The sequence below is a fragment of the Flavobacterium sp. LC2016-01 genome (genome assembly GCF_009711135.1).
Classification (GTDB): Bacteria; Bacteroidota; Bacteroidia; order Flavobacteriales; family Flavobacteriaceae; genus Flavobacterium.
The window spans coordinates 182,862-207,508 of sequence record NZ_WMIC01000010.1 but is presented as its reverse complement, the minus strand read 5'-3'; the positions used below and the strand labels follow the sequence as shown (position 1 = coordinate 207,508).

The 24,647-nt window shown below is 34.8% G+C and carries 25 protein-coding genes; 7 read left to right on the top strand and 18 right to left on the bottom strand.

The annotated features are described in order from the left end of the window. Positions 1-16 precede the first annotated feature (16 nt). The 13 genes from GKZ88_RS19360 to GKZ88_RS19300 all read right to left on the bottom strand — a co-directional run bounded on the left by GKZ88_RS19360 (position 17) and on the right by GKZ88_RS19300 (position 11,494). Complete coding sequence (locus tag GKZ88_RS19360) at positions 17-478, bottom strand: redoxin domain-containing protein (RefSeq protein WP_155103963.1); 462 nt, start codon at positions 476-478, stop codon at positions 17-19. A gap of 196 nt (positions 479-674) precedes the next feature. Further along, positions 675-1,208: a peroxiredoxin gene (locus tag GKZ88_RS19355; RefSeq protein ID WP_155103962.1), complete on the bottom strand. Its 534-nt coding sequence runs from the start codon at positions 1,206-1,208 to the stop codon at positions 675-677. A 201-nt stretch (positions 1,209-1,409) separates the two neighbouring features. Beyond that, complete coding sequence (locus GKZ88_RS19350) at positions 1,410-2,183, bottom strand: DUF2490 domain-containing protein (protein ID WP_155103961.1); 774 nt, start codon at positions 2,181-2,183, stop codon at positions 1,410-1,412. Positions 2,184-2,274: 91 nt separating this feature from the next. Further along, positions 2,275-3,018 carry an SDR family oxidoreductase gene (locus GKZ88_RS19345; protein WP_155103960.1) on the bottom strand — a complete coding sequence of 248 codons (744 nt, stop codon included), beginning with the start codon at positions 3,016-3,018 and terminating at the stop codon, positions 2,275-2,277. 66 nt (positions 3,019-3,084) lie between these two features. Then, positions 3,085-3,498, bottom strand: a complete 414-nt coding sequence (locus tag GKZ88_RS19340) for a DUF2721 domain-containing protein (RefSeq protein WP_155103959.1) — start codon at positions 3,496-3,498, stop codon at positions 3,085-3,087. A gap of 22 nt (positions 3,499-3,520) precedes the next feature. Next, on the bottom strand, positions 3,521-4,882 hold the full coding sequence (locus GKZ88_RS19335; protein WP_155103958.1) for an NAD-dependent succinate-semialdehyde dehydrogenase: 1,362 nt from the start codon (positions 4,880-4,882) through the stop codon (positions 3,521-3,523). A gap of 141 nt (positions 4,883-5,023) precedes the next feature. After that, a complete protein-coding gene (locus GKZ88_RS19330; protein WP_155103957.1) occupies positions 5,024-5,692 on the bottom strand; it encodes a type 1 glutamine amidotransferase domain-containing protein in 669 nt (222 codons plus the stop codon). A gap of 38 nt (positions 5,693-5,730) precedes the next feature. After that, positions 5,731-6,021: a putative quinol monooxygenase gene (locus tag GKZ88_RS19325; protein ID WP_155103956.1), complete on the bottom strand. Its 291-nt coding sequence runs from the start codon at positions 6,019-6,021 to the stop codon at positions 5,731-5,733. A 316-nt stretch (positions 6,022-6,337) separates the two neighbouring features. Next, complete coding sequence (locus GKZ88_RS19320) at positions 6,338-7,153, bottom strand: alpha/beta hydrolase (protein ID WP_155103955.1); 816 nt, start codon at positions 7,151-7,153, stop codon at positions 6,338-6,340. Positions 7,154-7,311: 158 nt separating this feature from the next. After that, positions 7,312-7,902, bottom strand: a complete 591-nt coding sequence (locus GKZ88_RS19315) for a Crp/Fnr family transcriptional regulator (protein ID WP_155103954.1) — start codon at positions 7,900-7,902, stop codon at positions 7,312-7,314. A 148-nt stretch (positions 7,903-8,050) separates the two neighbouring features. Then, complete coding sequence (locus GKZ88_RS19310) at positions 8,051-9,112, bottom strand: NADH:flavin oxidoreductase/NADH oxidase (protein ID WP_155103953.1); 1,062 nt, start codon at positions 9,110-9,112, stop codon at positions 8,051-8,053. A 62-nt stretch (positions 9,113-9,174) separates the two neighbouring features. Then, the gene (locus tag GKZ88_RS19305) at positions 9,175-9,570 is read right to left on the bottom strand and encodes a heme-binding protein (protein ID WP_155103952.1); all 396 of its coding nucleotides are present in this window, start codon (positions 9,568-9,570) and stop codon (positions 9,175-9,177) included. A gap of 355 nt (positions 9,571-9,925) precedes the next feature. After that, the gene (locus GKZ88_RS19300) at positions 9,926-11,494 is read right to left on the bottom strand and encodes a Na+/H+ antiporter (RefSeq protein WP_155103951.1); all 1,569 of its coding nucleotides are present in this window, start codon (positions 11,492-11,494) and stop codon (positions 9,926-9,928) included. A 211-nt stretch (positions 11,495-11,705) separates the two neighbouring features. On the opposite strand from GKZ88_RS19300, the gene fdhD reads away from it, so the two are divergent. From fdhD to GKZ88_RS19280, 4 genes are all read left to right on the top strand, one after another. Then, positions 11,706-12,587: a formate dehydrogenase accessory sulfurtransferase FdhD gene (gene fdhD / locus GKZ88_RS19295; protein ID WP_155103950.1), complete on the top strand. Its 882-nt coding sequence runs from the start codon at positions 11,706-11,708 to the stop codon at positions 12,585-12,587. A gap of 131 nt (positions 12,588-12,718) precedes the next feature. Continuing rightward, positions 12,719-15,088 (top strand): FdhF/YdeP family oxidoreductase, encoded by a 2,370-nt coding sequence (locus tag GKZ88_RS19290; protein WP_155103949.1) that lies wholly within the window; start codon positions 12,719-12,721, stop codon positions 15,086-15,088. 65 nt (positions 15,089-15,153) lie between these two features. Then, positions 15,154-16,071, top strand: a complete 918-nt coding sequence (locus GKZ88_RS19285; RefSeq protein WP_155103948.1) for a bestrophin family ion channel — start codon at positions 15,154-15,156, stop codon at positions 16,069-16,071. A 233-nt stretch (positions 16,072-16,304) separates the two neighbouring features. Then, positions 16,305-17,093 carry a type 1 glutamine amidotransferase domain-containing protein gene (locus GKZ88_RS19280; RefSeq protein ID WP_155103947.1) on the top strand — a complete coding sequence of 263 codons (789 nt, stop codon included), beginning with the start codon at positions 16,305-16,307 and terminating at the stop codon, positions 17,091-17,093. A 108-nt stretch (positions 17,094-17,201) separates the two neighbouring features. On the opposite strand, the gene adhP is transcribed toward GKZ88_RS19280, so the two are convergent. The 3 genes from adhP to GKZ88_RS19265 all read right to left on the bottom strand — a co-directional run bounded on the left by adhP (position 17,202) and on the right by GKZ88_RS19265 (position 19,646). Beyond that, positions 17,202-18,242, bottom strand: a complete 1,041-nt coding sequence (adhP, locus tag GKZ88_RS19275) for an alcohol dehydrogenase AdhP (RefSeq protein ID WP_155103946.1) — start codon at positions 18,240-18,242, stop codon at positions 17,202-17,204. 255 nt (positions 18,243-18,497) lie between these two features. Next, entirely contained in the window at positions 18,498-18,950 is a 453-nt protein-coding gene (locus GKZ88_RS19270; protein WP_155103945.1) for a GNAT family N-acetyltransferase, read from the bottom strand. A 219-nt stretch (positions 18,951-19,169) separates the two neighbouring features. Continuing rightward, positions 19,170-19,646 carry a peroxiredoxin gene (locus GKZ88_RS19265; protein WP_155103944.1) on the bottom strand — a complete coding sequence of 159 codons (477 nt, stop codon included), beginning with the start codon at positions 19,644-19,646 and terminating at the stop codon, positions 19,170-19,172. Positions 19,647-19,805: 159 nt separating this feature from the next. Here GKZ88_RS19265 and GKZ88_RS19260 point away from each other — a divergent pair, with 159 nt between their 5' ends. Together GKZ88_RS19260 and GKZ88_RS19255 are read left to right on the top strand one after the other, a co-directional pair. Further along, positions 19,806-20,444, top strand: a complete 639-nt coding sequence (locus GKZ88_RS19260) for a Crp/Fnr family transcriptional regulator (RefSeq protein WP_155103943.1) — start codon at positions 19,806-19,808, stop codon at positions 20,442-20,444. A 96-nt stretch (positions 20,445-20,540) separates the two neighbouring features. Beyond that, positions 20,541-21,599 (top strand): proline iminopeptidase-family hydrolase, encoded by a 1,059-nt coding sequence (locus tag GKZ88_RS19255; protein ID WP_230392561.1) that lies wholly within the window; start codon positions 20,541-20,543, stop codon positions 21,597-21,599. Positions 21,600-21,645: 46 nt separating this feature from the next. On the opposite strand, the gene GKZ88_RS19250 is transcribed toward GKZ88_RS19255, so the two are convergent. Further along, positions 21,646-22,224, bottom strand: coding sequence for a Crp/Fnr family transcriptional regulator (locus tag GKZ88_RS19250; protein ID WP_155103942.1), 579 nt, complete (start codon positions 22,222-22,224; stop codon positions 21,646-21,648). 122 nt (positions 22,225-22,346) lie between these two features. Next, positions 22,347-23,207 (bottom strand): alpha/beta hydrolase, encoded by an 861-nt coding sequence (locus tag GKZ88_RS19245; protein ID WP_155103941.1) that lies wholly within the window; start codon positions 23,205-23,207, stop codon positions 22,347-22,349. A 401-nt stretch (positions 23,208-23,608) separates the two neighbouring features. Here GKZ88_RS19245 and GKZ88_RS19240 point away from each other — a divergent pair, with 401 nt between their 5' ends. Next, positions 23,609-24,529: a helix-turn-helix transcriptional regulator gene (locus GKZ88_RS19240; protein ID WP_155103940.1), complete on the top strand. Its 921-nt coding sequence runs from the start codon at positions 23,609-23,611 to the stop codon at positions 24,527-24,529. Positions 24,530-24,647: the final 118 nt, after the last annotated feature.

Sequence of the window (24,647 nt, the reverse complement as noted above, 5' to 3'; positions counted from 1 at the left end):
TTTAAAATTATTATATTCAATTTTTATCCAATTCTTCAAGTGCATTCAAAATACCGTCTGCACCCGGATTGACTCCTATTGGAGACTTGTAGTTCCAGCGGATGATTCCTTTTTCATCCAATACGTAAAGCGATCTTTGGCATTCTCCTAAATCCTTGTCATAAACTCCATAGAGCTCTGAAACAGCACCTTTAGGCTCAAAGTCGGAAAGCAGTGGGAAATGAAAATTTCTATCCCTGCTGTAAGCCAAATGACACCATTTACCATCAACCGATATACCTAAAAGCTCGGCATTATGCTCTTTAAAATATTTAAGAGTTTCGTTATAAAGAGACATCTGATCACCGCACACAGGACTCCAATCTGCCGGATAAAAGGCAAGAATTACTTTTTTGCCTCTAAGCTCACTTAAACTGATGTTTTGGTCAGGTGTAACGGGCAGTGAAAATTCAGGGGCTTCCATTCCAATATTTAACATGATAAATAGCTTTTTTGACTGCCTTACAGCAGCATAATTATTTAAAATTTAATACTTCTAATTTAGCTGCTTTAAAAAAGCCCATCGATATATTAAACCGCCATTTACTTATAAAAATTAAATATGCCGTGAAGTCATACAACTTTAGAGGAATCTTTATTTCTAAAATTCGAATTAGGTGTTACAATTACAAAAGCTAAACTTGGACAGCTAAAAAATCCAGTGTTCTCTCGACATGTTCTTCACCATTGAATAGGTTTCTGAATTTATAAATCAGAACTCCAGATCGGTCAAATATAAAAGTTTCCCTGCCTCTTATAAATATCCCTTTTTTAACACCAAACTGCATACTTACTATATTGCCGGTATCACTCAAAATCTTAAAAGGCAGATTATTTTTTTCTGCAAATTTTTTATGACTGGCAACATTGGCTGAATTAACACCTACTATCTGTATACCTGCCAGAGAAAAGGTGGTGAAAATTTCACTAAAGGCACGCGCTTGTGCTTTGGATGTATTCCCTCCATTAACAGGATAAAAATAAATTACAGTGATTTTTCCCAGAGTTCTTTCATTGCTTTTCCAAAGTGCTCCGTTCTGATCTTTTAAAGTAAATAAAGGAATTCGATCCCCTATCTTCAAACCTTCAAATTTTTTCTGGTTTAATTTCATAACTTTTATCTTGTTTTTAAACCATGTAAAAATCTTTAGAATAAATATCAATTCCATTCACATAGGATAATTTTTAGATAAAATTTCATTTTTCAATGATGTAAAAATAAAAGAGAAAAAAATAAAACCTTAGAAACAATATTTCCAGAAGTTCTAGTCAATAATATTACTTCTTAACCTATCAACGATGCATTCTACAGCAACAAAAAAGGCTACAATTGTAGCCTTTTTCTCCATTCATTAAAAAAAATATAAAAACTAAGGCGATTTTTGAAGGTCAAATTTTTGACGAATCAGCAGCCAAAATACTTGTCCGTGAATAAAACGGTTTGGAGTGAAAGTAGATAAATACTGATTTGACCAGATTAAGGAAACATTTAATTTTTTACTGAAATAAAAAGTGGGACTTATAAGAAATCTATTCTGATCAAATTGATTGTGTATAATGTTCTTACCGGCATTAATCATAATTTCATCTCCTATACCCAGTGACATCCTAATATCTGGATTTTTTTTGGAAAATTTAAATAATGGGATATCAAACATAATCATGTATCGAAAACGCCAATTAAACCAGTTAACGGAACCAACTTGGTCTGATGTTAAAGGTTCAAAAAATCTTTCTTCTACCCTTAATCTCTGATAAACTCCGATATTCCAAAACTTATTTTGTATCGACATTTCCTGATAGGGCCGATGTTCAATACGACTAAGCTTTTCATTATCATAGAAATAACCGATATGCGCAAAGCCAGCATGTATAGATACATTATCACTTAATTTATATTCGAACCCTGCTCTGATATAATAAACATTGCCCGTAATATAATTATCCATCCAGCGATAACCGGAATCTACGAGAATCAAAGACTTACTGCCCGTTTTTAACTGGGCAGAATATTCAAACCATTGTTGATTCTGTTCAATAACTTGCTTCTCCTGGGCGTCTGTGTACGCAACAACGAATAAAAAAGAGAGCAAAACAATCTTTACTCTTGTTTGTAAAACGATAGTAAATGACTGCGCTCTCATAATTTATTTTGTCAAGAATTTAAAAATATGTGCTTATTCTTCTAAAACTTAAATGATTCAAATAATTGACAAACCTTATAGAATCCTAAAATTAAAAATCCTGTATTGTTGGTCGAATTACAATTTCATTGATATCAACATCATCAGGCTGTTCTATAGCAAAGGTGATGGCTCTTGCCACTGAAGAAGGCGGAATTGCTAATTTGTAAAACTCATTCACGCCAACAGAACTTTCTTGGTGTTTTGTACTATTCTTCAGCTCAGAATCAATAGCCCCAGGCTCAATAGTTGTAACACGAATAATACTTCCAACTTCATGTCGCAAACCTTCACTTATTGCTCTGACCGCATATTTTGTTCCGCTGTAAACCGTGCCTCCAGGACTAAAAACTTTAATTCCTGCAACCGATCCTAAATTAATAATATGCCCCGATTTCTGTTTTTGAAAAATTGGCAGCGCCGCCGCAATACCATAGAGTACTCCCTTAATATTGATATCGATCATATTGTCCCACTCGTCCGTTCTTACATCGAACATCGGAGCAATAGGCATTATTCCTGCATTATTGATAATGACATCTATTCTGCCGTAAGTGCTTACTCCTTTATGAACAAGAGCCTGAACATCTTCTTTTTTAGTTACATCTGTCGCCCAATAAACGGCTTCGCCACCAGCCGACTTAATATCTTTTACGATACGTTCCAAATGTTCTGTACGCCTGGCGCCTAAAACAACTTTTGCGCCTTTTTCTGCAAGATGCCTCGCAGTAGCTTCTCCTAAGCCACTACTTGCTCCTGTTATTACTATTACTTTATTTTTAATATTTTTATCCATTTTGATGTTTTTAAATTATAAAATCATTTGCATGATATTCATAGCTTTTACTTTTGTTGTTAAAAATCATTTCTTATCTGATTCTTTTTGAAGTTCAAAATTGGTCAGAACAATGTGTAGTGCGCCAGTACTGTAATGAACCTCAACCAATAGCAAAATCAGCGAAATCGAAAATGTTATAACCGCTAAAGCAAATGCATATTCGCCATAAATTGGCTGCCCTATATAAATCAAATAAATCGAAGCCACAGTAAACAAATAACCAGCAACTGTCCATTCCTGCATATTTTTAATCAGACGCAGCCTTGTCTTTAAATTTTTAATTTGATCATATAGATAATGATCTGTTTCATTTTTTTCCTGCTGTACAATTAATTCCCGCACTAGGGCCCCTACTGCGTAAAATCGGTTGGTGTAAACCAGCATGAGCAGACTAAAAGCAGGGAAAAGTATGGATGGAGTATTGATAGAGATTTCCATGATAAGCTTTTTTAATGATCACTTATTCGTATTTGTTTATATAGACCGTTTTCACATTAACAAATTCCTGTATTCCTTCATAAGAAAGTTCACGGCCATAACCTGAAGATTTAACCCCGCCAAAAGGGAGTCTTGGATCACTTTTGACTCTTTCATTTATAAATACAGAACCGTCATCAAATTTTGGTATCAAGCGTCTTGCCCTTTGAAGATCTTCGGTAAAAATAGATGCTCCCAATCCGTAGATGCTGTCATTGGCTAATGCAACCGCCTGCTCTTCAGTATCAAAAAGAGTGATTCCTATAACTGGGCCGAAAGTTTCATCTGTGAAAACCGACATTTCCGGAGTTACATTTCCTAACACTGTCGGTTCTAAATAAGCCGCATTTCTTTTACCACCTGTCAGAATTTTTGCACCTTGCTTAACAGAATTCTGTACCGATGCTTCAAGTTCCTGGGCAAGATCTTCTCTGGCCATTGTACCGATGTAGGTATCTTTATCCATCGGATCACCACTTTTTAATGCTTTAACTGCAGCTACAAATTTTTGAGTAAATTCCTCCGCAACAGCACTATGTACAAGAAGGCGTTTTCCTGCGATACAGCTTTGTCCTGTATTTTGAAAACGGGAAAGAACGCATGTTTTAACAGTCTTATCAATATCTGCATCTTCTAAGACTACTAATGCATTGCTTCCTCCCAACTCCATCACACTTCTCTTGATTTCAGATCCGGCAATAGCGGCTACTGCACTTCCAGCTCCGTTGCTTCCTGTCAAGGCAACTGCTTTCACTTTTTTATTCCTTAAAATCTTTTCTACTTCCCCGCTTCTTATGGCAAGATTGGTAAAACATCCTTCAGGAAAACCTGCGCGCCAAAATATTTTTTGGATATTCTCAGCACATTCAATCACATTGCTGGCATGTTTTAAAATTCCGACATTACCTGCCATAAGAAGAGGAACTGCGAATCTGAAAACCTGCCATAGCGGGTAATTCCAAGGCATTACTGCTAATACTACACCCAAAGGTTCATGGGTTACATAACTATCAAAGGCTTCTGTAACTACCTTTCGGTCTGCCAGCTGCTTTTCTGCATTTTCTGCATAGTACTCACAAAGCCATGCACACTTTTCTATCTCATCAAGTGATAGTGTTATAGGCTTGCCCATTTCTTTGGTAATTGTTTCGGCATATTCCTGCTTATTTTTTCTGAGTTCTTTGGCGGCATCCAGCATTAATCTGCTTCTTTCCTTAAACGAAACCTCTCTCCAAGAAAGGAATGCGGTATCTGCTTTTTCAATCACCTTTTCAACCTGACCTGAGCTCAATTCTTCAATTTCAAATACTTCTTGTTGAGTATATGGATTTACTGACTTTATCATAATACATAATTATTGGTTAAACAATAAAATTTGAAGCAAAGGAATCAGGCTATCTTGAAATTGCTTGGCATTTTTAGGCGGAAAAATTTCTTTTTAGTACAGTTATATTTTTAAAAAATAGCCCAGATTCGATAAAGCAGATCAGGCTCCTAAAAGCGCTACGATTTTCTCGCCTACTCCTTTGCCTGATGCAGGATTCTGACCAGTAACCAAGTTACCGTCAGTAATACTGAATGGCTGCCAAGGATCTACGGTATGATATATAGCTCCTTGTTTAGTAAGTGCTGTTTGTAAATCAAAAGGCACATCTGCTTTTGCGTAATTCTCTTCTTCTAAAGTCGTAAATGAAGAAATATTTTTTCCATCTACAAGATATTTCCCATTGCTCAGCTTCACATTCAGTAATGATACCGGTCCATGACATACTGCCCCCACAACAGCACCACGCTCGTACGTTTCTTTGACAACTTTTTTAATAAGTGGGTCTTCAGCCATATCCGCCAGCGGTGCAAGACCTCCAGGAATAAAAATGGCGTCATAAGTACTTACATCCACAGTAGAAAGCTTAACTCCTTTTTGCATATCTGCCCAGCCTTTACCTGTTAAAAAACCTAGATTATCAGGATCTGCAGAAGATTCAAGATTATCAAGAAATGGACTTTCTCCTGTCAGACTGGCAAAATCAATATGATAACCTGCTCTTGCGAATTCGGCATAAGGATGCGCCACTTCTGGTAAAAAATTACCTGTTCTTCTATGGTTTGGCCCAATTGTATTGGTATTTGACGAAATAATTAAAACTTTTTTCATGATCTTAAAATTTTTATATTTATTACTATGTTTTTCAGTTAAATCAATTTTTTTACAACATAAACCGTACGTTCCTCCAAATAAGGCGCTATCTGATCTACGACAATTGATTGGTAATGTTTAGAATTTCTGTGTATTTCCTGTGCCTGCTGATCAACGTAACGTTCATGAAGTATCAGTTCATTTGGATTATCCTCCGACTGATAAATGGCATAATAAATATTCCCTTCTTCTTTTTTAGTTTTTTCAGCCAATTCAGGCAATAATTTAAGAATCTCAGCGGTCTCAGATTCCTTAATTTTCCATTTTACGATAACTTCTTTTTCCATGTTTTGTACGTATTATTATTTTTAAAATATTCTCATTCCTTTATAAATTCAAATCTGTTACTTCATTGTTACATCAAACTGACAAACAAGTACATAAAGCATTCATCTGTATAAATAACAACAACTTACAGACACAAAATTACGTACATGCTGGAGCGCAAAAATTGACCTATGGTAATAAACGAGTAGGAGAAAAATTTGGAGGAAGAAAATCTGAATTTGAATACATTTCAGTATTCATTTTTAATAATTTGCTCTTAATTAAAAAAGAAAGTAAAGAATTAAGAAAAGTAACGAAGATTATAAATGTGCTGCTTTATATTTTTTGTGCCGCTTTCACAATAATCTTAGTCACCTCTTCAGGCTGCGAAAGCATAGATACGTGGCTTGCTTTTAGATGAAAAGTTTCTGCTCCAATCTTTTTTGCCATATCTCTTTCCATTAAAGGCGATATAACCTGATCATTATCCGAAATAGCATAAAAACTAGGTTTTGACTTCCAGGCAGGATTCGAAACCGTAGCAGTAAGACAGCTTGAGTGAAAACGCCCTTGTACAGCGGCAACGACCTTAGCTTCAGCTTTTGGAAGGTCTTGAGCAAAATGTTCGACTACAGCTTCTTCGCGAAGACGAATATATCCATCACTGATAAGCCTATTATCAAGAGCAGGCGCCGGTGGATATTTTTTAACTTCATATGCATCTTTAGTAAGGCTAAGCGCGCTTTCATTTACATCTACCGCATAAGCTGCAATGTATACGAGAGCTTTGACTTTATCATCGTTTCCTGCCTCAGTAATAACTACTCCGGCCCAAGAATGTCCGACCAGAACAATAGGGCCCTCTATTTCTGCAAATACCCTTTTTACAGCTGCGACATCATCTTGCAGCGAAGTAAGCGGGTTTTGTACTGCTACAACCGTATAGCCCTGCTTTTGCAAAAGCGGAATAACCTTGCTCCAAGACGATCCGTCTGCAAATGCGCCGTGAACCAATACAATTGTGGGTTTTGGTGCGTTAGAAGTTTCATGCGTTGATTTTTTCTGTACTGTATTAAAGGAAATAGTTATCGCCGCCGCAGAAAGCAATAATACAGCAACTAAAATTCTTCGGAAAAAAATACTCTTTTTCATAATGATATAATTTAATATTAGACTTTATTTTTTGATAGCTTATGACAATTGGATACTGTCAATATTGATAGTAATCTTTTCAAGAATATTGCAACAAAAAATTAATGCATAATGGAAAACCACTGCACAAAATGAGTTTACAAAATGTTATAGATTTTTTACGGGATACTATTTTTTTTCTCTAAATCATTTCTGACTCTGCTGAGGCTTTCTGTTGTAATACCGAGATAGGAAGCCATATGATATTTTCTTATGTACTTTTCAATCTCAGGATAATTTTTTATAAACTTTAGATACTTTTCTTCTGCAGTAAGTTCTAATTCAGATAAAATTCTTTTTTGGTAACTGCCAAAAAAACGTTCCATCTTAATCCTAAAAAAGCTTTCTATTTGTGGAACTTCCTTATAAAGTAATTCCATGCTTTCTTTTGATATCTTATAAATGACAGCATCAGCAATACAATCAACATAAAAAATCGATTTTTCTCCAGTAAAAAAAGCGGTATAATCACTAATCCACCAATCATTAACAGCAAACTGCAATGTGTATTCTTTACCAGTCTGACTAATAAAATAAGACCTTAAACAGCCATCAAAAACAAAATACTGATCGTATACAAAATGATCTGGTCTCAAGAGAATATCTCCTTTTTTAGGAAAAAGCTCTTCAAACTTACTTTCAACAATTTTAATTTCTGCGGGAGTAAATTCAACTCCTTTAAAAATATCTTGTACAGTACATTTTTTCATGGCAGACTTTCCTTTACTTCTTTAAATTACATAAAGTTAACCGTCAAATGTCTAAACTCTTTATCAAATAAAAATTGACATACGATAAGATTTGGAATAATACTATAACTAAATATTGCTATTTTGTGAATCAAACAATTTAATAAAATTATCTGGCTCGCGCGTACTGAATAGGTCCATCAATCTTTACGTTTAATTCACCTGCTGCTGTCAAAGGAAAATAAGGGTCTCTTAAAAATTCCCTGGCCATAAATATCAAATCTGCATCTTCATTAACTAAAATAGATTCGGCCTGAACAGCATTTGTTATCAATCCTACAGTAGCTGTTAGTATACCTGTAGTTTTCTTTATTTTAGAAGCAAAAGGCATTTGATAAGCAGGTCCAACAGGAATTTTTTGATCGTGACTTAATCCGGCTGTCGTAACATCTACTACATCAGCGCCATGATCTTTAAGTGCCGCTGAAAGTGCCATAGAATCTTCAGAAGTCCAGCCACCTTCAACCCAGTCAGTACCGGGAATTCTAACAAATATCGGAACTTCAGGGGATACCGTTTTCTGAATCGCTTCCAAAATTTCAAGTACTAATCGCATCCTGTTATTTAAACTTCCTCCATAATTATCGGTTCGCTGATTTGTTAAGGGAGACAGAAACTGATGCAGCAAATATCCATGTCCGGCATGAATTTCTATAACTTGAAAACCTGCTTTTAATGCCCTGCTTGCAGCCGATTTGAAGTCTTCTATCACCTTTCTGATTCCGTCCTTATCCAGTTCAAGAGGCATGGGATAATTCTCGGAATAGGCTATCGCAGAAGGAGCAAATGGATGCCAGCCTCCATTGTCTGTACTCACTGCACTGTGCCCTTCCCAAGGTGCCATAGTACTGCCTTTTCTTCCTGAATGTGCCAGCTGAATTCCTGTTACGCTTCCTTGTTGTCTAAGGAAACTAGTAATCTGTAACAGCTTTTCTATATGCTCATCTTTCCATATTCCCAGATCATGCAATGAAATACGACCTTCAGGCGAAACAGCTGTAGCTTCTGTCAATATCAGAGCGGCTCCTCCCACAGCCCTGCTCCCCAAGTGTACAAAATGCCAATCATTAGCAAATCCATCAACAGAAGAATACTGACACATTGGTGAAACGACAATTCTGTTTTTTAATGTTATACCTTTTATTGTCAAAGGACTAAATAGCTTTGTCATCAGTACTTAATTTAGTTGATTATTTTGTTTCACTTAATCACAAAATGTCTTTTTACATTCATTTAAAGAAGACTTCCTGCAGTAGCGATTTCCAGATCTTCTTCAGAACTTCCTCCTGAAACACCTATATAGGCAATTATCTCATCCCCTTTTCGAACAGGAACTCCTCCTTTGAATCCTACGAGTCCTCCATTTGTATTCTCCATTCCGTAGCTTCGGGATTCGGGACTCAAAAAAGCATCTCCTAACTCATGGCTCGGTTTTCTAAAGAGCATTGCTGTTTTTGCTTTTCCCAAAGCGATATCAATAGATCCCAAATAGGCATTATCCATTCTTATAAAATATTTGAGAAATCCTGCCGTATCGAGCACAGCTATATTAACAGGAACATTCATCTCTGTTGCTTTACTTACTGCTTTTTCCAGTACTGTAAAGGCCTGTTTGCTTGAAATATCCATTTTTAAAATTTATCGTTACTATTTAATCTAATCCTCGTGGCTGATTTCAAAGCAAACCCTCTTACAGGCTTAAAACCCTGTAATTAACTTTCTAGAGCTATCACACAACTGTTTGTTACAGTTATGGGCAACTTAAACCGCTCATAATTGCAAACACTATCTACTGAAGGCAATTATAAACAATTAAACCATTTTCATTTGGGAGTAAACAAATTTAGATACTGTGGTAGAATTTGTTTCTGTGATAATATCACTAAAAGTTATAATAAATTAAGATTTAGAATATATGTCTTAAATTACTGCAAGACAGCAGAGATTAAGAGGTTTTATCTCTGTAAGAAGTAAATAAAATTAATTAATCCTGCTTAAGGTTTTCTTCTTCCAAATCGATTTTGTGTAGAAATCTCCTGATTATTTCTTCATCAACAAGTTCTCTGCTTCTATTTATTTTCAAAAGAATTTGTCGCTGCTCTTCAAGGATATTTTTATAAAGCGTAAAATCATCAGGCGGAATCGATTTATCTTTAGAATCAATATCAAATTCCCATTCTCTAACCCATTTTTGCAGATGTATGCTGTATTCTGATTCCTTTCCATTTAATTTTAAGTATTCTAAAGAAACTTTCGCTAATTCTTTTCTTAATAATTTTTCTGTTTCGGCTTTTGGCAGATGATCATGAAAACTAGGAATTCTAACTTTTTTTATAACAAAAGGAAGCGTTGTTCCCTGTAAAACTAATGTGGCTAAAATCACAATGAAGGTGATATAAAGAATCAAATTTCGATGAGGAAAAGGGCTGCCGTCGAGCGTAACAGGAATTGACAAAGCGGCAGCCAAAGAAACCACACCCCGCATTCCTGCCCATCCAAGCACAAAAGGAAGTCTATTGCCCGGATTCTTATCAGCAACAGTAATAAATAAACTGGCAATTTTGGTCACTATTACAGCACCATACGCCACTAACATTCTGCCAAACATAAGTACTAAGGTAATTAACAAAGCAAATAAAGTGGCATCATAAAAACTGATTCCTTCTTGTTTTAATCCTGACGTAATTTCTGGCAGGTCCAGACCAATTAATAAAAACACAAGTCCGTTAAGCAGAAATATAAAACTTTGCCAAACAGTCTCTGCTCTTAAACGCGATGAACTGCTCAAAAAATGATGTCTGTTATAGGATAAATAAAGACTGCCGCTTACAACAGCCAATATTCCTGAAGCATGAAATTCCTCTGCTGTTATATAAATTATATAGGGCGTTACTAAACTTAGGATAATATCCATATTCGCATCTGTTGGAAAAAATTTTTGGGTTTTACAAAAAATAACACCAATCAACATGCCTATACCTACACCTCCAATAACCATCCAAATAAAACTTAGTGCTGCCTCATACCAAATAAATTGTCCTGTAACGACAGAAATGAGGGCAAAACGAAAAATAATTAGTGAGGAAGCATCATTTAGAAGACTCTCTCCTTCAAGAATAGAGGAAACTCGTTTGGGAACTTTTACAAATTTTAAAATTGCCCCTGCACTTACTGCATCTGGCGGCGACACAATACCGCCAAGCAAAAAGCCTAGTGCAAGAGTAAAACCAGGAATAAAAAAATTAGCTACAAAAGCAACGGAAACTGCCGTTAGAAAAACTACTACAAAAGCAAAACTTCCAATTATTCTGCGCCAATGCCACAACTCCTTCCATGAATTGAACCATGCTGCATCATAGAGCAAAGGCGGAAGAAAAATTATAAAAATAAGTTCCGGTTCAATTTTTAAAACAGGAACTCCAGGTATAAAACTTATAATTAGTCCTGCAATTACCAACAATATAGGATATGCTAATTTGATTTTATTGCTAAGCATAATCAAAAAAACAATCAGGACCACTAAAGCTAAATAAAATGAGAAATCTTCTATCATAAAATAGTATCATATTTATATTAAAGTTCAAACAGCCATTAGCATAAAAACAACTCACAATCAACAACTTAATAGCTACTTATTCAAATTTATTAATAATGATTCAAATAACATAAGTCTTATTGAATAACTATAAGTTTTTACCAAAAAATCACATTCTTTATACTCTCGATTTTCCTAAATTTACCTAGTAACTTTTAAGGAATCTAATATGAAAATGAACGATTCGGAATTAGTTTCCATCAAAAATATAAGCCTTCAAAAGGTAAACGGATTTGAAAGTTCATTCTGCTCCGATATACTTTCTGTTGAAGAACCTCTCGAAATAAGGTTAAGATATGGCTCGCAGATAGAAAAAACGCAGAAAAATATTTCTGTTACCATGCGTACGCCCGGTGATGATTTTGACCTTGCAGTCGGTTTTTTGTTTACAGAAGGCATTATTTCTTCTTATCAGGATTTGGTAAAAATCTATCACATTGAAAAAGATTGCCAAATGCAGAAAAAGAATATTGTTCAGGCTGATTTAAAAGACGATTTAATTCCTGTTTTAATGCATACTGACAGAAACTTCTATACTACTTCCAGTTGCGGGGTATGCGGAAAAAGTTCCATTGAGTCCATTAAAACGACCTCTTCTTTTAATCACATAAACAAAGCTGAAATAACAGTTTTTCCACAAGTTCTTTACCAGCTTCCAAAAAAGTTAATGCTGGCTCAAACCAGTTTTGCATCCACAGGCGGTATTCATGCCTCCGGCCTTTTTTCTATTGAAGGAGACTTACTTCTTTTAAGGGAAGATGTTGGAAGACATAATGCCTTAGATAAATTGATTGGCAGCGCTTTGGCAAAAAACCTCTTGCCTTTAGATCAATATATTTTAGTCTTAAGTGGAAGAGCTAGTTTTGAGTTAATTCAAAAAGCTGCTATGGCAGGTATTTCAATTGTCGCGGCCATTGGTGCGCCGTCAAGCCTTGCTGTAGAACTGGCTAGAGAATTTAATATTACACTGCTTGGTTTTCTTAAAGATGGCAGATTCAATATTTATAATTCTGGAAATCATGTTTTAATCCCCATTTCTAATAAAAATTAACTTCAAATAAAAATGAGATTATATTAAGAATGCTTATATGTAATTAAGATAGGATACCCCTTTTAAGATTAATCTTTACTAACAATTTCATATGCATTTAAAACATTAAACAGCAATAAAATCTATAAGTCATGAAAGAAGATAACTCAAAAAAAAGTGGCGGATCTGAAACTAATAAATTGCCTAACGCTGAAAACCCTTATACGCTTTTACACCTTAAACTTACCAAAGTTGAAAATTGGGCAGCGGGTGTTCCTGCTGTGATGGCCGCGTTTAGCGACATCATAGAGGAAAAAACGATTATTCGCGGTACAAAAGCCTTGTTTAAAATGAATCAGGTTGGTGGTTTTGACTGTCCGAGCTGTGCATGGCCCGATCCTGATGATGAACGCTCGCATATTGGTGAATACTGTGAAAATGGAGCTAAAGCGCTTGCTGAAGAAGCAACTTCAAAAAAAATTACTGCAGAATTCTTTAAAAAGAATTCGGTGTACGATCTTGCAAAGCTGGATGATTATCATATCGGAAAAATGGGAAGACTTACCGAACCGATGTATCTTCCGAAGAATGGCACACACTACGAACCTATAAGCTGGGATAATGCTTTTAAAAAGATAGCCGGGCATCTAAATGCATTGGATTCTCCAGATCAGGCAGCGTTTTATACCTCAGGAAGAACAAGTAATGAAACATCCTTTCTGTACCAGCTTTTTGCCAAAGAATACGGAACCAATAATATGCCCGATTGTTCCAATATGTGCCACGAAACATCTGGTACAGCATTGAGTCCAACAATTGGAATTGGAAAAGGAACAGTGAGATTAGATGATTTTTATGATACGGATGTTATTATTATAATAGGTCAAAACCCAGGTACTAATTCTCCTAGAATGATGAGCGCGCTTTCAAGAGGCAAAAAAAATGGCGCAAAAATTATTGCCATCAATCCTTTACCAGAAGCAGGTTTAATGGGATTTCGAAATCCGCAGGAGATAAATGGCGTAATTAGAAGCGCAGTTAAACTTGCTGATTTATTTCTCCCAGTAAAAATTAATGGCGATATGGCTCTTTTAAAAGCTATCGAAATTTTATTAATTGAACTTGAAAAGCAAAACCCCGAAAAAGTTTTTGATCATGATTTTATCAGAGAAAAAACAGTTGGATATGACGCCTTTCTTAAACAGTTTGAAAAATACGATCTTGACGAACTTTGTGAACTTTCAGGCATTTCCATAGAAGCTCTTACTATTGCTGCGGAAATGATTGCTTTTAAAAAACGAATTATTGTTTGCTGGGGAATGGGACTTACCCAACAGCCAAATGGTGTAGACGTAATCAGAGAAATACTAAATATTCTGTTGCTTAAGGGAAGTATTGGAATACCCGGCGCAGGCGTCTGCCCTGTTCGTGGTCACAGTAATGTTCAGGGAAACAGAACAATGATGATTAATGAAAAACCTACTGAGGAACAGCTTGATCGGCTTCAGGAATTTTATGGATTTAAGACACCGCGTAAACACGGCTATGATGTTGTGCGCGCCATTAAAGCCATGCATGAAGATAACGTAAAACTACTTTTTAGTATGGGAGGTAATTTTTTATCGGCTACTCCAGATACTGCCTATACCGCTAGTGCATTGAGAAAACTGAATTTAACAGTATCGGTTTCTACAAAACTGAACCGCAGTCATTTAATTCATGGGAAGGAAGCTATTATTTTGCCAACATTATCCCGAAGTGATATTGATATGGTGAATGGTGAAGCGCAATTTATAACAACCGAAAACTCAATGGGAGTTGTACAGTCATCTAAAGGAATACTAAAACCCGTATCGGATAATCTTATTAATGAAACACAGATTGTTTGCCGAATGGCGATGGCGACTTTAGGAGATAAATCCGTAATTAACTGGCAGCGTTATCACGACAGCTATGATGCTGTTCGCGATGATATTGAACAATGTATTCCAGGTTTTGATAATTATAATGTAAGAGCCAGAGATAAAGGCGGTTTTTATCTGCCCAACGCTGCAAGGGAAGGAAATTTTATAACTGATCAATTTGGAGACAGAGCCCCATTTACTCTAACTGAAATTCCTGATAACACTCTTGGCGAAGATGAATATTTAATGGCGACAACCCGTACACACGATCAGTTCAATACTACAATTTATGGTCTCGACGATCGTTATCGCGGTATTAAGAACGAACGTCGCGTAATATTTATGAATAAAACGGATATTGAACAGGCAGGATTTAGTAGCGGAGATAAAGTAGATTTATTTAACTATGATGATAATATTGAGCGTATTGCTCCTTTATTTATTATTGTTTCTTATGAAATACCTAAAAAAAATGCCGTAACGTATTTCCCTGAAACCAATGTTCTTGTCTCGATAAATAATGTTGTAAAAGACAGTAATATGCCGGCTTCAAAATATGTAAAAATTAAGATTAAGAAACATGACCCAAAAATTTATGAGAGAATAAATCAATTGTAACGCTCTGTCTGCTATTTTTGTAAATATTTCCGCTGTCTATTTTTTAGAGCATAATCAAAATTAGTATGATAATAAAAGAGAAAGAACATTGGTTTAAAATGCTTTTTGTATGGCAGGGATCTGTATTGCCGCAATTGCTTCCGCGCCTTATTCTATTGTTTATTTTGTCTTGTATTATTGTTTATTTTAATGGAAATGTTTTCGACTTTAAAATTCCTCTTAATCCAGCGCCTTTAGCCTTATTTGGGTTCGTATTGGCCTTGTTTCTCGGATTTCGCAACAATGTCAGCTATGACCGTTTTTGGGAAGGCCGAAAGCTTTGGGGAGCTTTATTAAATCACACCAGATCATTAGCCCGACAAGCTCTGACTTTAACCAATTCTGCTGCAGACCACTCATTTAAAACCGAACTTATTTTGCTGCTTAGTGCTTTTGTGTACGCTTTAAAACATCAATTAAGAAATACTGATGCAGGACATGATTTGCAGCGATTTCTTAATGATAAACAATATGAAATTACAGCAAACGCAAAATACAAACCTATTGTAATTACAAAATTATTAGGTGAATGGATTCAGAAAGCCAGAAATGAAAATCTGATTGACTCTATTCAACAAGCAAGATTTGATGAAAACATTGATGCGCTGACGGACATAGTTGGAGGCTGTGAAAGAATTTCATCGACACCGTTTCCCTATACGTATCGTATTTTACTTCATCGAACCGTCTACGTTTACTGTTTCTTATTGCCCTTTGGATTAGTGGATAGTCTACAGTGGCTTACTCCGTTTATTGTTACTTTCGTCGCTTACACTTTTGTCGCTTTTGAAGCAATTGCAGATGAAATCGAAGATCCGTTTGGAGTCGAACCAAATGATTTGGCTTTGAACAGTCTTTCTGAAATGATCGAAAGCACAATATTCGAATTGGGTGGAATTAGCAAAGACCCAAAACCCGAAACAGGAAGAAGCATTATTGATTAAAAATAAATAATGTAATTCAACCAATCTTATTTTCTTTTCAAATCATAATTACAAAATCCATATAAGGAAAAAATCTGTTTGCCACTTCTTAAGGCATTAATTTCCTAAATGATTTTCTAAAATAATTCATTAAAATTTCACCATCTTCATTTTTTACCATAGATCAATTTCTAGCGCTTATATCAGACATAATTTTGCCTTGTAAATAATTACTAATTATAAAAAATAATACAATGAAAAATTTTCTGATTTTAACTGCTGCATTTTTATTCTCAGTTTCATACGGGCAAAATAAAAATGAAACAGTACCGGCAAAACAAAAAACAGCGGTACAAAACGTGACAAAAAAAATATTAATTATTGTTTCGAATGCGAATACAATTGGCCCAAACAATAGAAGAACGGGAACTTTTTTACCAGAAGTAGCACATCCTTATGCTGAATTCAACAGAGCAAATTATCAAATTGACTTTGCGAGCTTAACGGGCGACACTCCTTATTTGGATGCACTAAATTTAGCGAGCGATCCTGATAATCTTGCTTTCTTGACTGGCAAAGGATGGACAGATATGCAAAAGGCTGTTAAACTTTCAACTGTAGATGTAAGTGCTTATGATGCTATTTTTGTTCCAGGCGGACTTGCACCAATGGTGGATATGCCGGAGAATGCACTTCTTAAAAAAACTATTGTTCAGACCTACGAAAGAAATGCTGTTGTTGGCGCAGTTTGTCACGGTCCGGTATCTTTATTAAATGTAAAACTTAGCAATGGAAAATATCTTATTAACGGAAAAAATATTGCCTCTTTTACAACATTAGAAGAAGACAATTACGCTAGAGCAGATGTGCCTTTTGACTTGCAGACTGCGCTTGTTAAACAAGGAGCCAAATTTCACGCTGCTGCGCCTTGGTCTGCTAACAGTATTGCAGATGGTAATCTGGTTACAGGACAAAACCCTGCATCAGCCAAAGGTGTTGCTGAAAAAATGATTGCTATTTTGGATTCTTCAAAAACAAACTAAAACAAGTATTTACAACAGTTTGGTAGACAATAAAAAAGCCCTTCTTAAAGAGGGGCTTTTTTTATGCTGTTAATGTATTTTTACTGCGCAATTTTTTAATTGCAAAAATTAAACCGGAGTTGATATATCCAATACAACGCGGCCTTTTATTTTTCCATGTTCAAGGCGATCAAGAACATCATTAATATCTTCGAGTTTGCTTTTAGTTACAAATGTTTTCACTTTTCCCTGAATAGCCAAATCAATAGATTCTTGCAAATCTTCTCTATTACCGATTAAGGATCCGCGCACGGTATATTCGCATAAAACAGAATCAAAAATGGGTACTTTGATATCGCCATCGGGAATTCCCAGCAATGTAATGGTGCCTCCGCGTCTAATTGCTTTGTGAACATTTTCAAAAGCGGAATGCGATACCGCGGTAATTACTATGGCGTGTACACCTCCTACTTCTTTTTGCAGAAATTCTCCCGGATCATTTTTTGAAGCATTGACTAATAAATCTGCTCCTAATTCTTTTGCAAATGCAAGTTTTTCATCAGATATATCAATTGCAGCCACTTTATATCCCATAGCTTTTGCATATTGAACACCAAGATGTCCCAGTCCTCCAATACCTGAAATTGCGACCCAATTGCTCGGTTTTAAATTAGATGATTTTATGCCTTTGTAAACTGTTACGCCTGCACATAATATCGGAGCCATTTCGTAAAAATCAAATCCGCTGTCAGGAAAACGTCCAACATAATTGGCATCGGCAATTACATATTCTGCATAACTGCCATCAACACTGTAACCGCTGTTATCCTGATCACCGCATAAAGGTTCCGCTCCTGAAGAACAATAATCACAATGTCCGCAGGCTCTGTTCAGCCAAGGCACGCCTACAATATCACCCACTTTTAAACTAGTAACTGAAGGCCCTAATTTAGCAACATAACCAATTCCTTCGTGCCCCATTACTAATGGCATATGAGGTTTCACCGGCCATTCACCGTGTGCAGCATGAACATCACTGTGACAAACTCCGCACGCAACAACTTTTACTAAAACTTCATTTCCTTTAGGTTCCTTAACGGGAATTTCTTCAATTGTGAGGAGTTTGCCAAATTCTCTAACAACTGCCGCTTTCATAGTTTTTGGTATCATAATATTCATTTTTAAAGTTTATACTGTTTATTATCTGATATAAAATAATTGTGCTCAGTAAAACACAATAGAATTATATAAATCAGAAACTATATTGAATACTACGAATTTAGATATAGCTAAGAATTCTATTTCTGCTATTATCTTACTAAAACTTATGATTAATAAAGATTTTAATTTGGAGTAAAGGGAAATAAAAAAAGACAGTAAAATCAAAACTGTCTTTTTTATGAAACTTATTAATGTCTGTATTTTCTATTTTTTCAGATCATAACTATAGTAATCGTACTGAAAGGCTTTTTTGAATCCTAACTTCTCATAAAGCTTTTGGGCATTTTCATTGCTCTTTTCTGTACATAAATCGATTCTAATAATATCTTCTTGCTTTGCAAATTCAAAAACAGCATTTATTAAAGCTTGTGCAATTCCTTTTTTCCTTTCTTCGAGAAGAACAAACAGATCATTTAGAACAAGAATTTTTCCCAGTGAAAGTGTTGAATAAGAAGGATAATTCAAAACAAAACCAATTGGCTTTTCGTGTTCGTCAACCGCCAGAAATATAATAGCATCCTGATTTTCCAGTCTATCCGATAAAAATTTCTTGTACTTTTCGGTAGATGAAGGCAACTTATAAAACATCATATACTGATCAAAAATAGCTACTATTTTCTCGATATTATCAGATCCTTTTAATTTGATTATTTTCATTTTTTGTATGTGGAATAAAATATTTACTTTTTCTGTTTGAGCGGTTTCTTTACATTCGCTCAAACTGTTTTTATTTAGTCAAGCCTTCAAAATTCTTTAATTTCGTTTTCAAAAAAAATGATCTGTGGTAATAAAATTCAATAAAAAAAGCGTTTGAGTTGTAAGATTACAATTCAAACGCTTTTTAATTTCTAATAAAATTTATCTTCTAACAATAAATTATTTTCTCGTGCTTAAAAAACTCAGCGCTTTTTCAACGTGAATATCGCCTTTGAAAAAATTCCTGAATTTATAGATCAGAATTCCTTCTTTATCAAAAATAAAAGTCTCACGGCCACTTGCAAATAAAGCGCTTTTCACTCCAAATTGTTTAAGTACTTTATCTCCACTGTCACTTAAAAGGGTAAAGGGCAAATTATTCTTAAGAGCAAATTTCTTGTGGCTTTCAACACTGCCGGAATTAATTCCAACTACCTGTGCCCCTGCATCTGTAAAAGCTGTAAAACTGTCTCTAAAAGCACACGCTTCTTTTGTACAGATACCGCTTTCATCTTTTGGATAAAAATAAACAATACTGAGATATCCCAATGTGTTATCTTTGCTGTCCCATAATTCATGATCCTGATTTTTTAATTTAAAGGCTGGTATACGATCACCAATCTCTAACGTAACTTTCTTATTATGTGTTAATTCCATCGAATTTTATTTTAAATATTATAACGATGCAAAGTTCCAAATTACAAAGCTCATTTACATTAACATAGGTTAATTTCGTCATCGGAAGAAGATAAAAAATATAGTATTATTAATTATTTTTGTACACTAATACGAAAGTATCTCCTTCATTTTTTTATTATGGATCACCCTACTTTAGATATCTCAAAAATTCCAGCCGAACAGCATTTTGCGATTCCTTTCTTTGAATTTGTATCTAAAGATTTTGATCTCGATGCAAAAACGATGACCATGATTTCCAAACATTGCGAACTGGTTACCTATGAAAAAGGAAGCAGGTTATTAGATGCAGGTTCAGATTGCAGATACATCCATTTTATAATCAGTGGTGAAGGCATTTCATACTTTACCAATCATAATGGTAAAACTATTACCTGGTTTTTTCATTTCAACAAACCTGAAGGTTCTGTAAAAAATACTTTTGCTGTAGATTATAAAAGTTTTTTATCTGGTGAACCGGCAACAATATCAATCGAGACCTTATCAGAGGTAACTGCAATTCGTTTTTCGAGAGAGCATGTTCGCTTTCTTTCCGACAATTCTATACTATTTGAACGATGGATCCGAATCATAAACGAAAGAGCTTTTATTATGATTTATGATCGTGTTGCTACATTGCTGACACTTTCTGCCACAGAACGTTATAAAAAGTTTCTAAAAGATGAACCGTATTTACTTAATATGTTCAACAATTATTACATCGCCTCTTACCTTGATGTAGCGCCTCAATCGTTGAGCCGAATCAGAAAAAATATCTGATCGGAATTTTTCGCAAAAAAAATACCGTTTCTTAACATAGGTGAATGTGCAGGTATAAATCTATACAGATATTTGTGCTTCTTTAAATAAAAATCTATGACTAAATTAAGAAGCCCCAAATTATCCAAAGGATTTCTATGGCAATCAATGCTATTGCTAACTACTGTACTGTTGAGCTCTTGCTCTTTTTCAAAACACGAAAAATCAAATGAAATAAATTATTTCAGCCATGATTCGACACAGATTCAAACTGGTGGCGTAACGATGGTTCCGGTTTCTACTCCAAATGGAAAATACAAAGTCTGGACAAAACGTATTGGCAATAATCCGAAAATAAAAGTATTATTATTGGCAGGCGGACCAGGTTTTCCACACGATTATCTTGAAGTTTTTGAAAGTTTTTTTCCGGGTGAAGGCATCGAATTCTATTATTACGACGAACTCGGTTCTGGCAACTCTGACAAACCGAATGACACTACACGACATAGTATAGCAAGAGCCGTAGAAGAAGTCGAACAGGTACGCAAAGCATTAGGATTGAACAAGGATAACTTTTATCTGTTCGGGCATTCCTGGGGAGGTTTACTTGCGATGGAATACGCTGTTAAATATCAAAACAATCTTAAGGCGATGATTGTTTCAAACATGTCTTCAAGTGGAAAAGAATTTAACCGATATGTTCAGCAAGAACTGACAAAACAAATAGAACCTCAGGCATTGGACAGTATCAATAAACTGGCCGAAAAAAATGACTACGGAAATCCTAAATATATGGAATTGGTGATGAAGAATTTTTATTCCAAATTCATTTGCAGAATTCCAGTTGAAAATTGGCCTGAACCGTTGAACAGAGCATTAGGCAAACTCAATCAACCCTATTATATGAAGCTTCAGGGGCCAAGTGAATTTGGTTTTATCGGAAGTCTGAAAGATTGGGATGTCAGCCAGCGTCTAAAAGAAATTTACGTTCCGACATTAATGATTGGTGCGAAGTACGACGAAATGGATCCCGAACATATGAAATGGATGAGTAAACAGGTCAAAGATGGTCAATACTTATATTGCGCAAAAGGCAGTCATTTAAGTATGTATGATGAACAGCCTTTTTATATGAAAGGAGTTATCAATTTCATCAAAATGGTGGATCAAAAATAATTTAAAAAGTAAGGCTGTAAATAATTTTACAGCCTTTTAAATTATGCTATTTTTTCATCAGCTCGCTTCTCACTCTGCTTAAACTCTCTGTCGTAATTCCCAGATACGAAGCTAAATGATAATTCTTTATATGTTTTTCGATATCCGGATACGATTTCAAAAATCTTAAGTATTTTTCCTCCGCAGTCATCGCAAGATCAGATAAGATTCTTTTTTGATAGGTTCCGAAGAAGCGCTCCATTTTAATTCTGAAAAAACTTTCAATCTGCGGAACTTCTTTATAAAGTTCTTCCATACCTTGTTTTGATATTTTATAAATCGTAGCATTTTTGACACAATCAATATAAAACATAGATTTTTGATCGGTAAAAAAAGCTGTATAATCACTAATCCACCAGTCATTTACTGCAAATTGCAACGTATATTCTTTACCAGCTTCGGTAATAAAATAGGTTCTCAAACAGCCTTCATAAACAAAATACTGATAAGGTACAAATTCTCCCGGAGTAAGCAAAATACTTCCTTTTTCTACAAAAATCTCTGTGAACTTTTTTTCTGCTATTGCTACATCCGATTCAGAAAATTCGATTCCTTTAAAAATATCCCTAATTGATAATTTTTCCATGTTATTTAAATATTACAAACAGCTGATAAATGAGTATAATCTTTTTTCAATATCATAACAAATGTAATAATTAACCATGCTTTAAAATAATTTAACAAACTAATATCTTTTAAATATTGTTCCTATAAATGGCTTAAAAAATCATGTATATATTGAGCCACTGTACTATGATGTTCTTCGAGTAGAAAATGTCCTCCATTAATTTGGAAAACCTGAGCATTAGGAAGATCTTTTTTATAGGCATCACCTCCGGCTGAAACAAACATTACATCATTTTTTCCCCAAACAACTAGCGCTGGTGGCTGATGTTTTCTAAAATAATCCTGCCAATCATCATATTTCATTACGTTACTGCCGTAATCTCTAAACAATGCTAATTGTATCAAATCATTTCCCGGACGGTCTAAATAGTATTGATCCAAGGTATAGCTGTCGGGACTTATTTTGTCTACATTTTCAGCACCATTGAAGTATTGCCATTTGGTTGCTTCGAGCGTTAAAAAAAATCTGGCTTTGCTTTCTGTTTCATTATTCTGATTTTCAATATAAGCTGTTAACGGAGCCAATGCTTCGCCAAGACCTTCCAGATAGGCATTAGCGTTTTGAATGATCAGAGAGGAAATAAGCTCTGGTCTGCGTAGTGCAATTCTCATTCCGATCGGTCCGCCATAATCTTGTATATAAAGGTTTATATTTCGAAGATCCAGATGATCTATAAAATGTTCTATCGTATCGGATAGAGTATCAAATGTGTAATTGTATTCCTGAAGCGTTGGCGCACTACTTTGCCCAAAACCAGGATAATCAGGAGCAATTACATGAAATGATTCGGACAGAATTGCTATAAGATCCCTATACATATGCGATGAAGATGGAAAACCATGAAGCAATAATAAGGTCGAATCTTTACGAACACCTGTTTCGCGATAAAAAATAGTAAGACCATCAATATTCGCCGTTTTATAATAAACCTGATTTTTCATATGTCTTATTTATTAATTTATTTTTTATAAAAACCTGTCTCTCCTATACAAATTTACGCATTAATCAAAAGCGCAAATCTTTCATAATCCAATTAAAAATTACATAAAATAAAGATTTTTGAAATATAACATTTTGTAAATCTTTTTGTAAAATGGCGAAATAAAGTAAAAAATTCAAACTCATAAAAAACAAAAAACCCTCATAATCAACACTTTAACTAAAAAGGCAAAAAAATTGATTTGTACTCATAAACCATTAAGAACCAAATATTAAAGTTTATGAAAGCATTTCAAACCTCAGCAGTCCCAAATAAGAAGCAATTGAAAAAGGATAAAGATTCTATTTCCTCTGATAAACTTGACAAATCTTCTATACTATCCATTTCTCAATATCAATTAACATGAAACCGCTATTGACAACTGTTAGAAAATTCACTGACAGTCTGGCTTTTATGGATCTTCCTGTTTTTGATTATATCGATAGTGATGATTTTGCAATAGTTCGCATGGAACAACTCGGAATGGAGCTGCCTTATCAAACGCCAATTTTCAGACCCGATCATTATAGTATAATTGTCGTCGTTGAAGGAACTGTTACGTATTTCATAGGCAATTCTGTTTTTGAACTTAGTCAAAACTGCATACTTTTTTCAAGACCTGATTCATTTCTTGCCAGTAAATGGTCTGCTTTGGGTAAAGCATATACGATCACTTTCAGCAAAAAATTTCTTCTGCAACATTGGCCTTCAGGAATAGATGAAATTCAAAAATTAGAAAATTCTAAAAATTGCATTATAAAACTCGCGGATAAAATGATGAAAAGTTTTGAAACGACCTGTCTTGAAATTTACAACGAAGCCATTTCTAAAGAACCGTATAAACATGAATTAATCACAAATCTTATTTTTAATCTTCTCTTATTGATTCGTCAGGAACAATTTGGAAATAAGTCTGAGGATTTGCAAAAAAAATATAATGCCTACGTCACTAACTTTATCAATGACATTGAAGATAATTTCAGCAAGATCGCCTCAGGACATTCTAATACACTGCTTCATATCAATGATTATGCGAAAAAACAAAATCTTAATGAATCGACATTATCTAAAATTGTAAGTACTGCGACCGGAAAATCTGTTAATCAGTGGATTCACGAAAAACTAATCGAAGACATTCAGTATTTGCTGAAATATACCGATAAACCCATGAGAGATATTGCTACACTTTATGGTTTTTACGATCTCAATTATTTTTATAACTACTTCAAAAGACATACCCAAAATGCCCCAGGTACATTTAGAAGAGATTTTAGTCTTATGTAATTTTTAAGCAGTCTCGTTTCATCATTTTTTTAACGTTAAAAATTTATTATAATCATGATACCAAATGAAACCATTGAATGCAAAAAAGGGCTCACTAAAAGTAGTTCAGATAGGACAT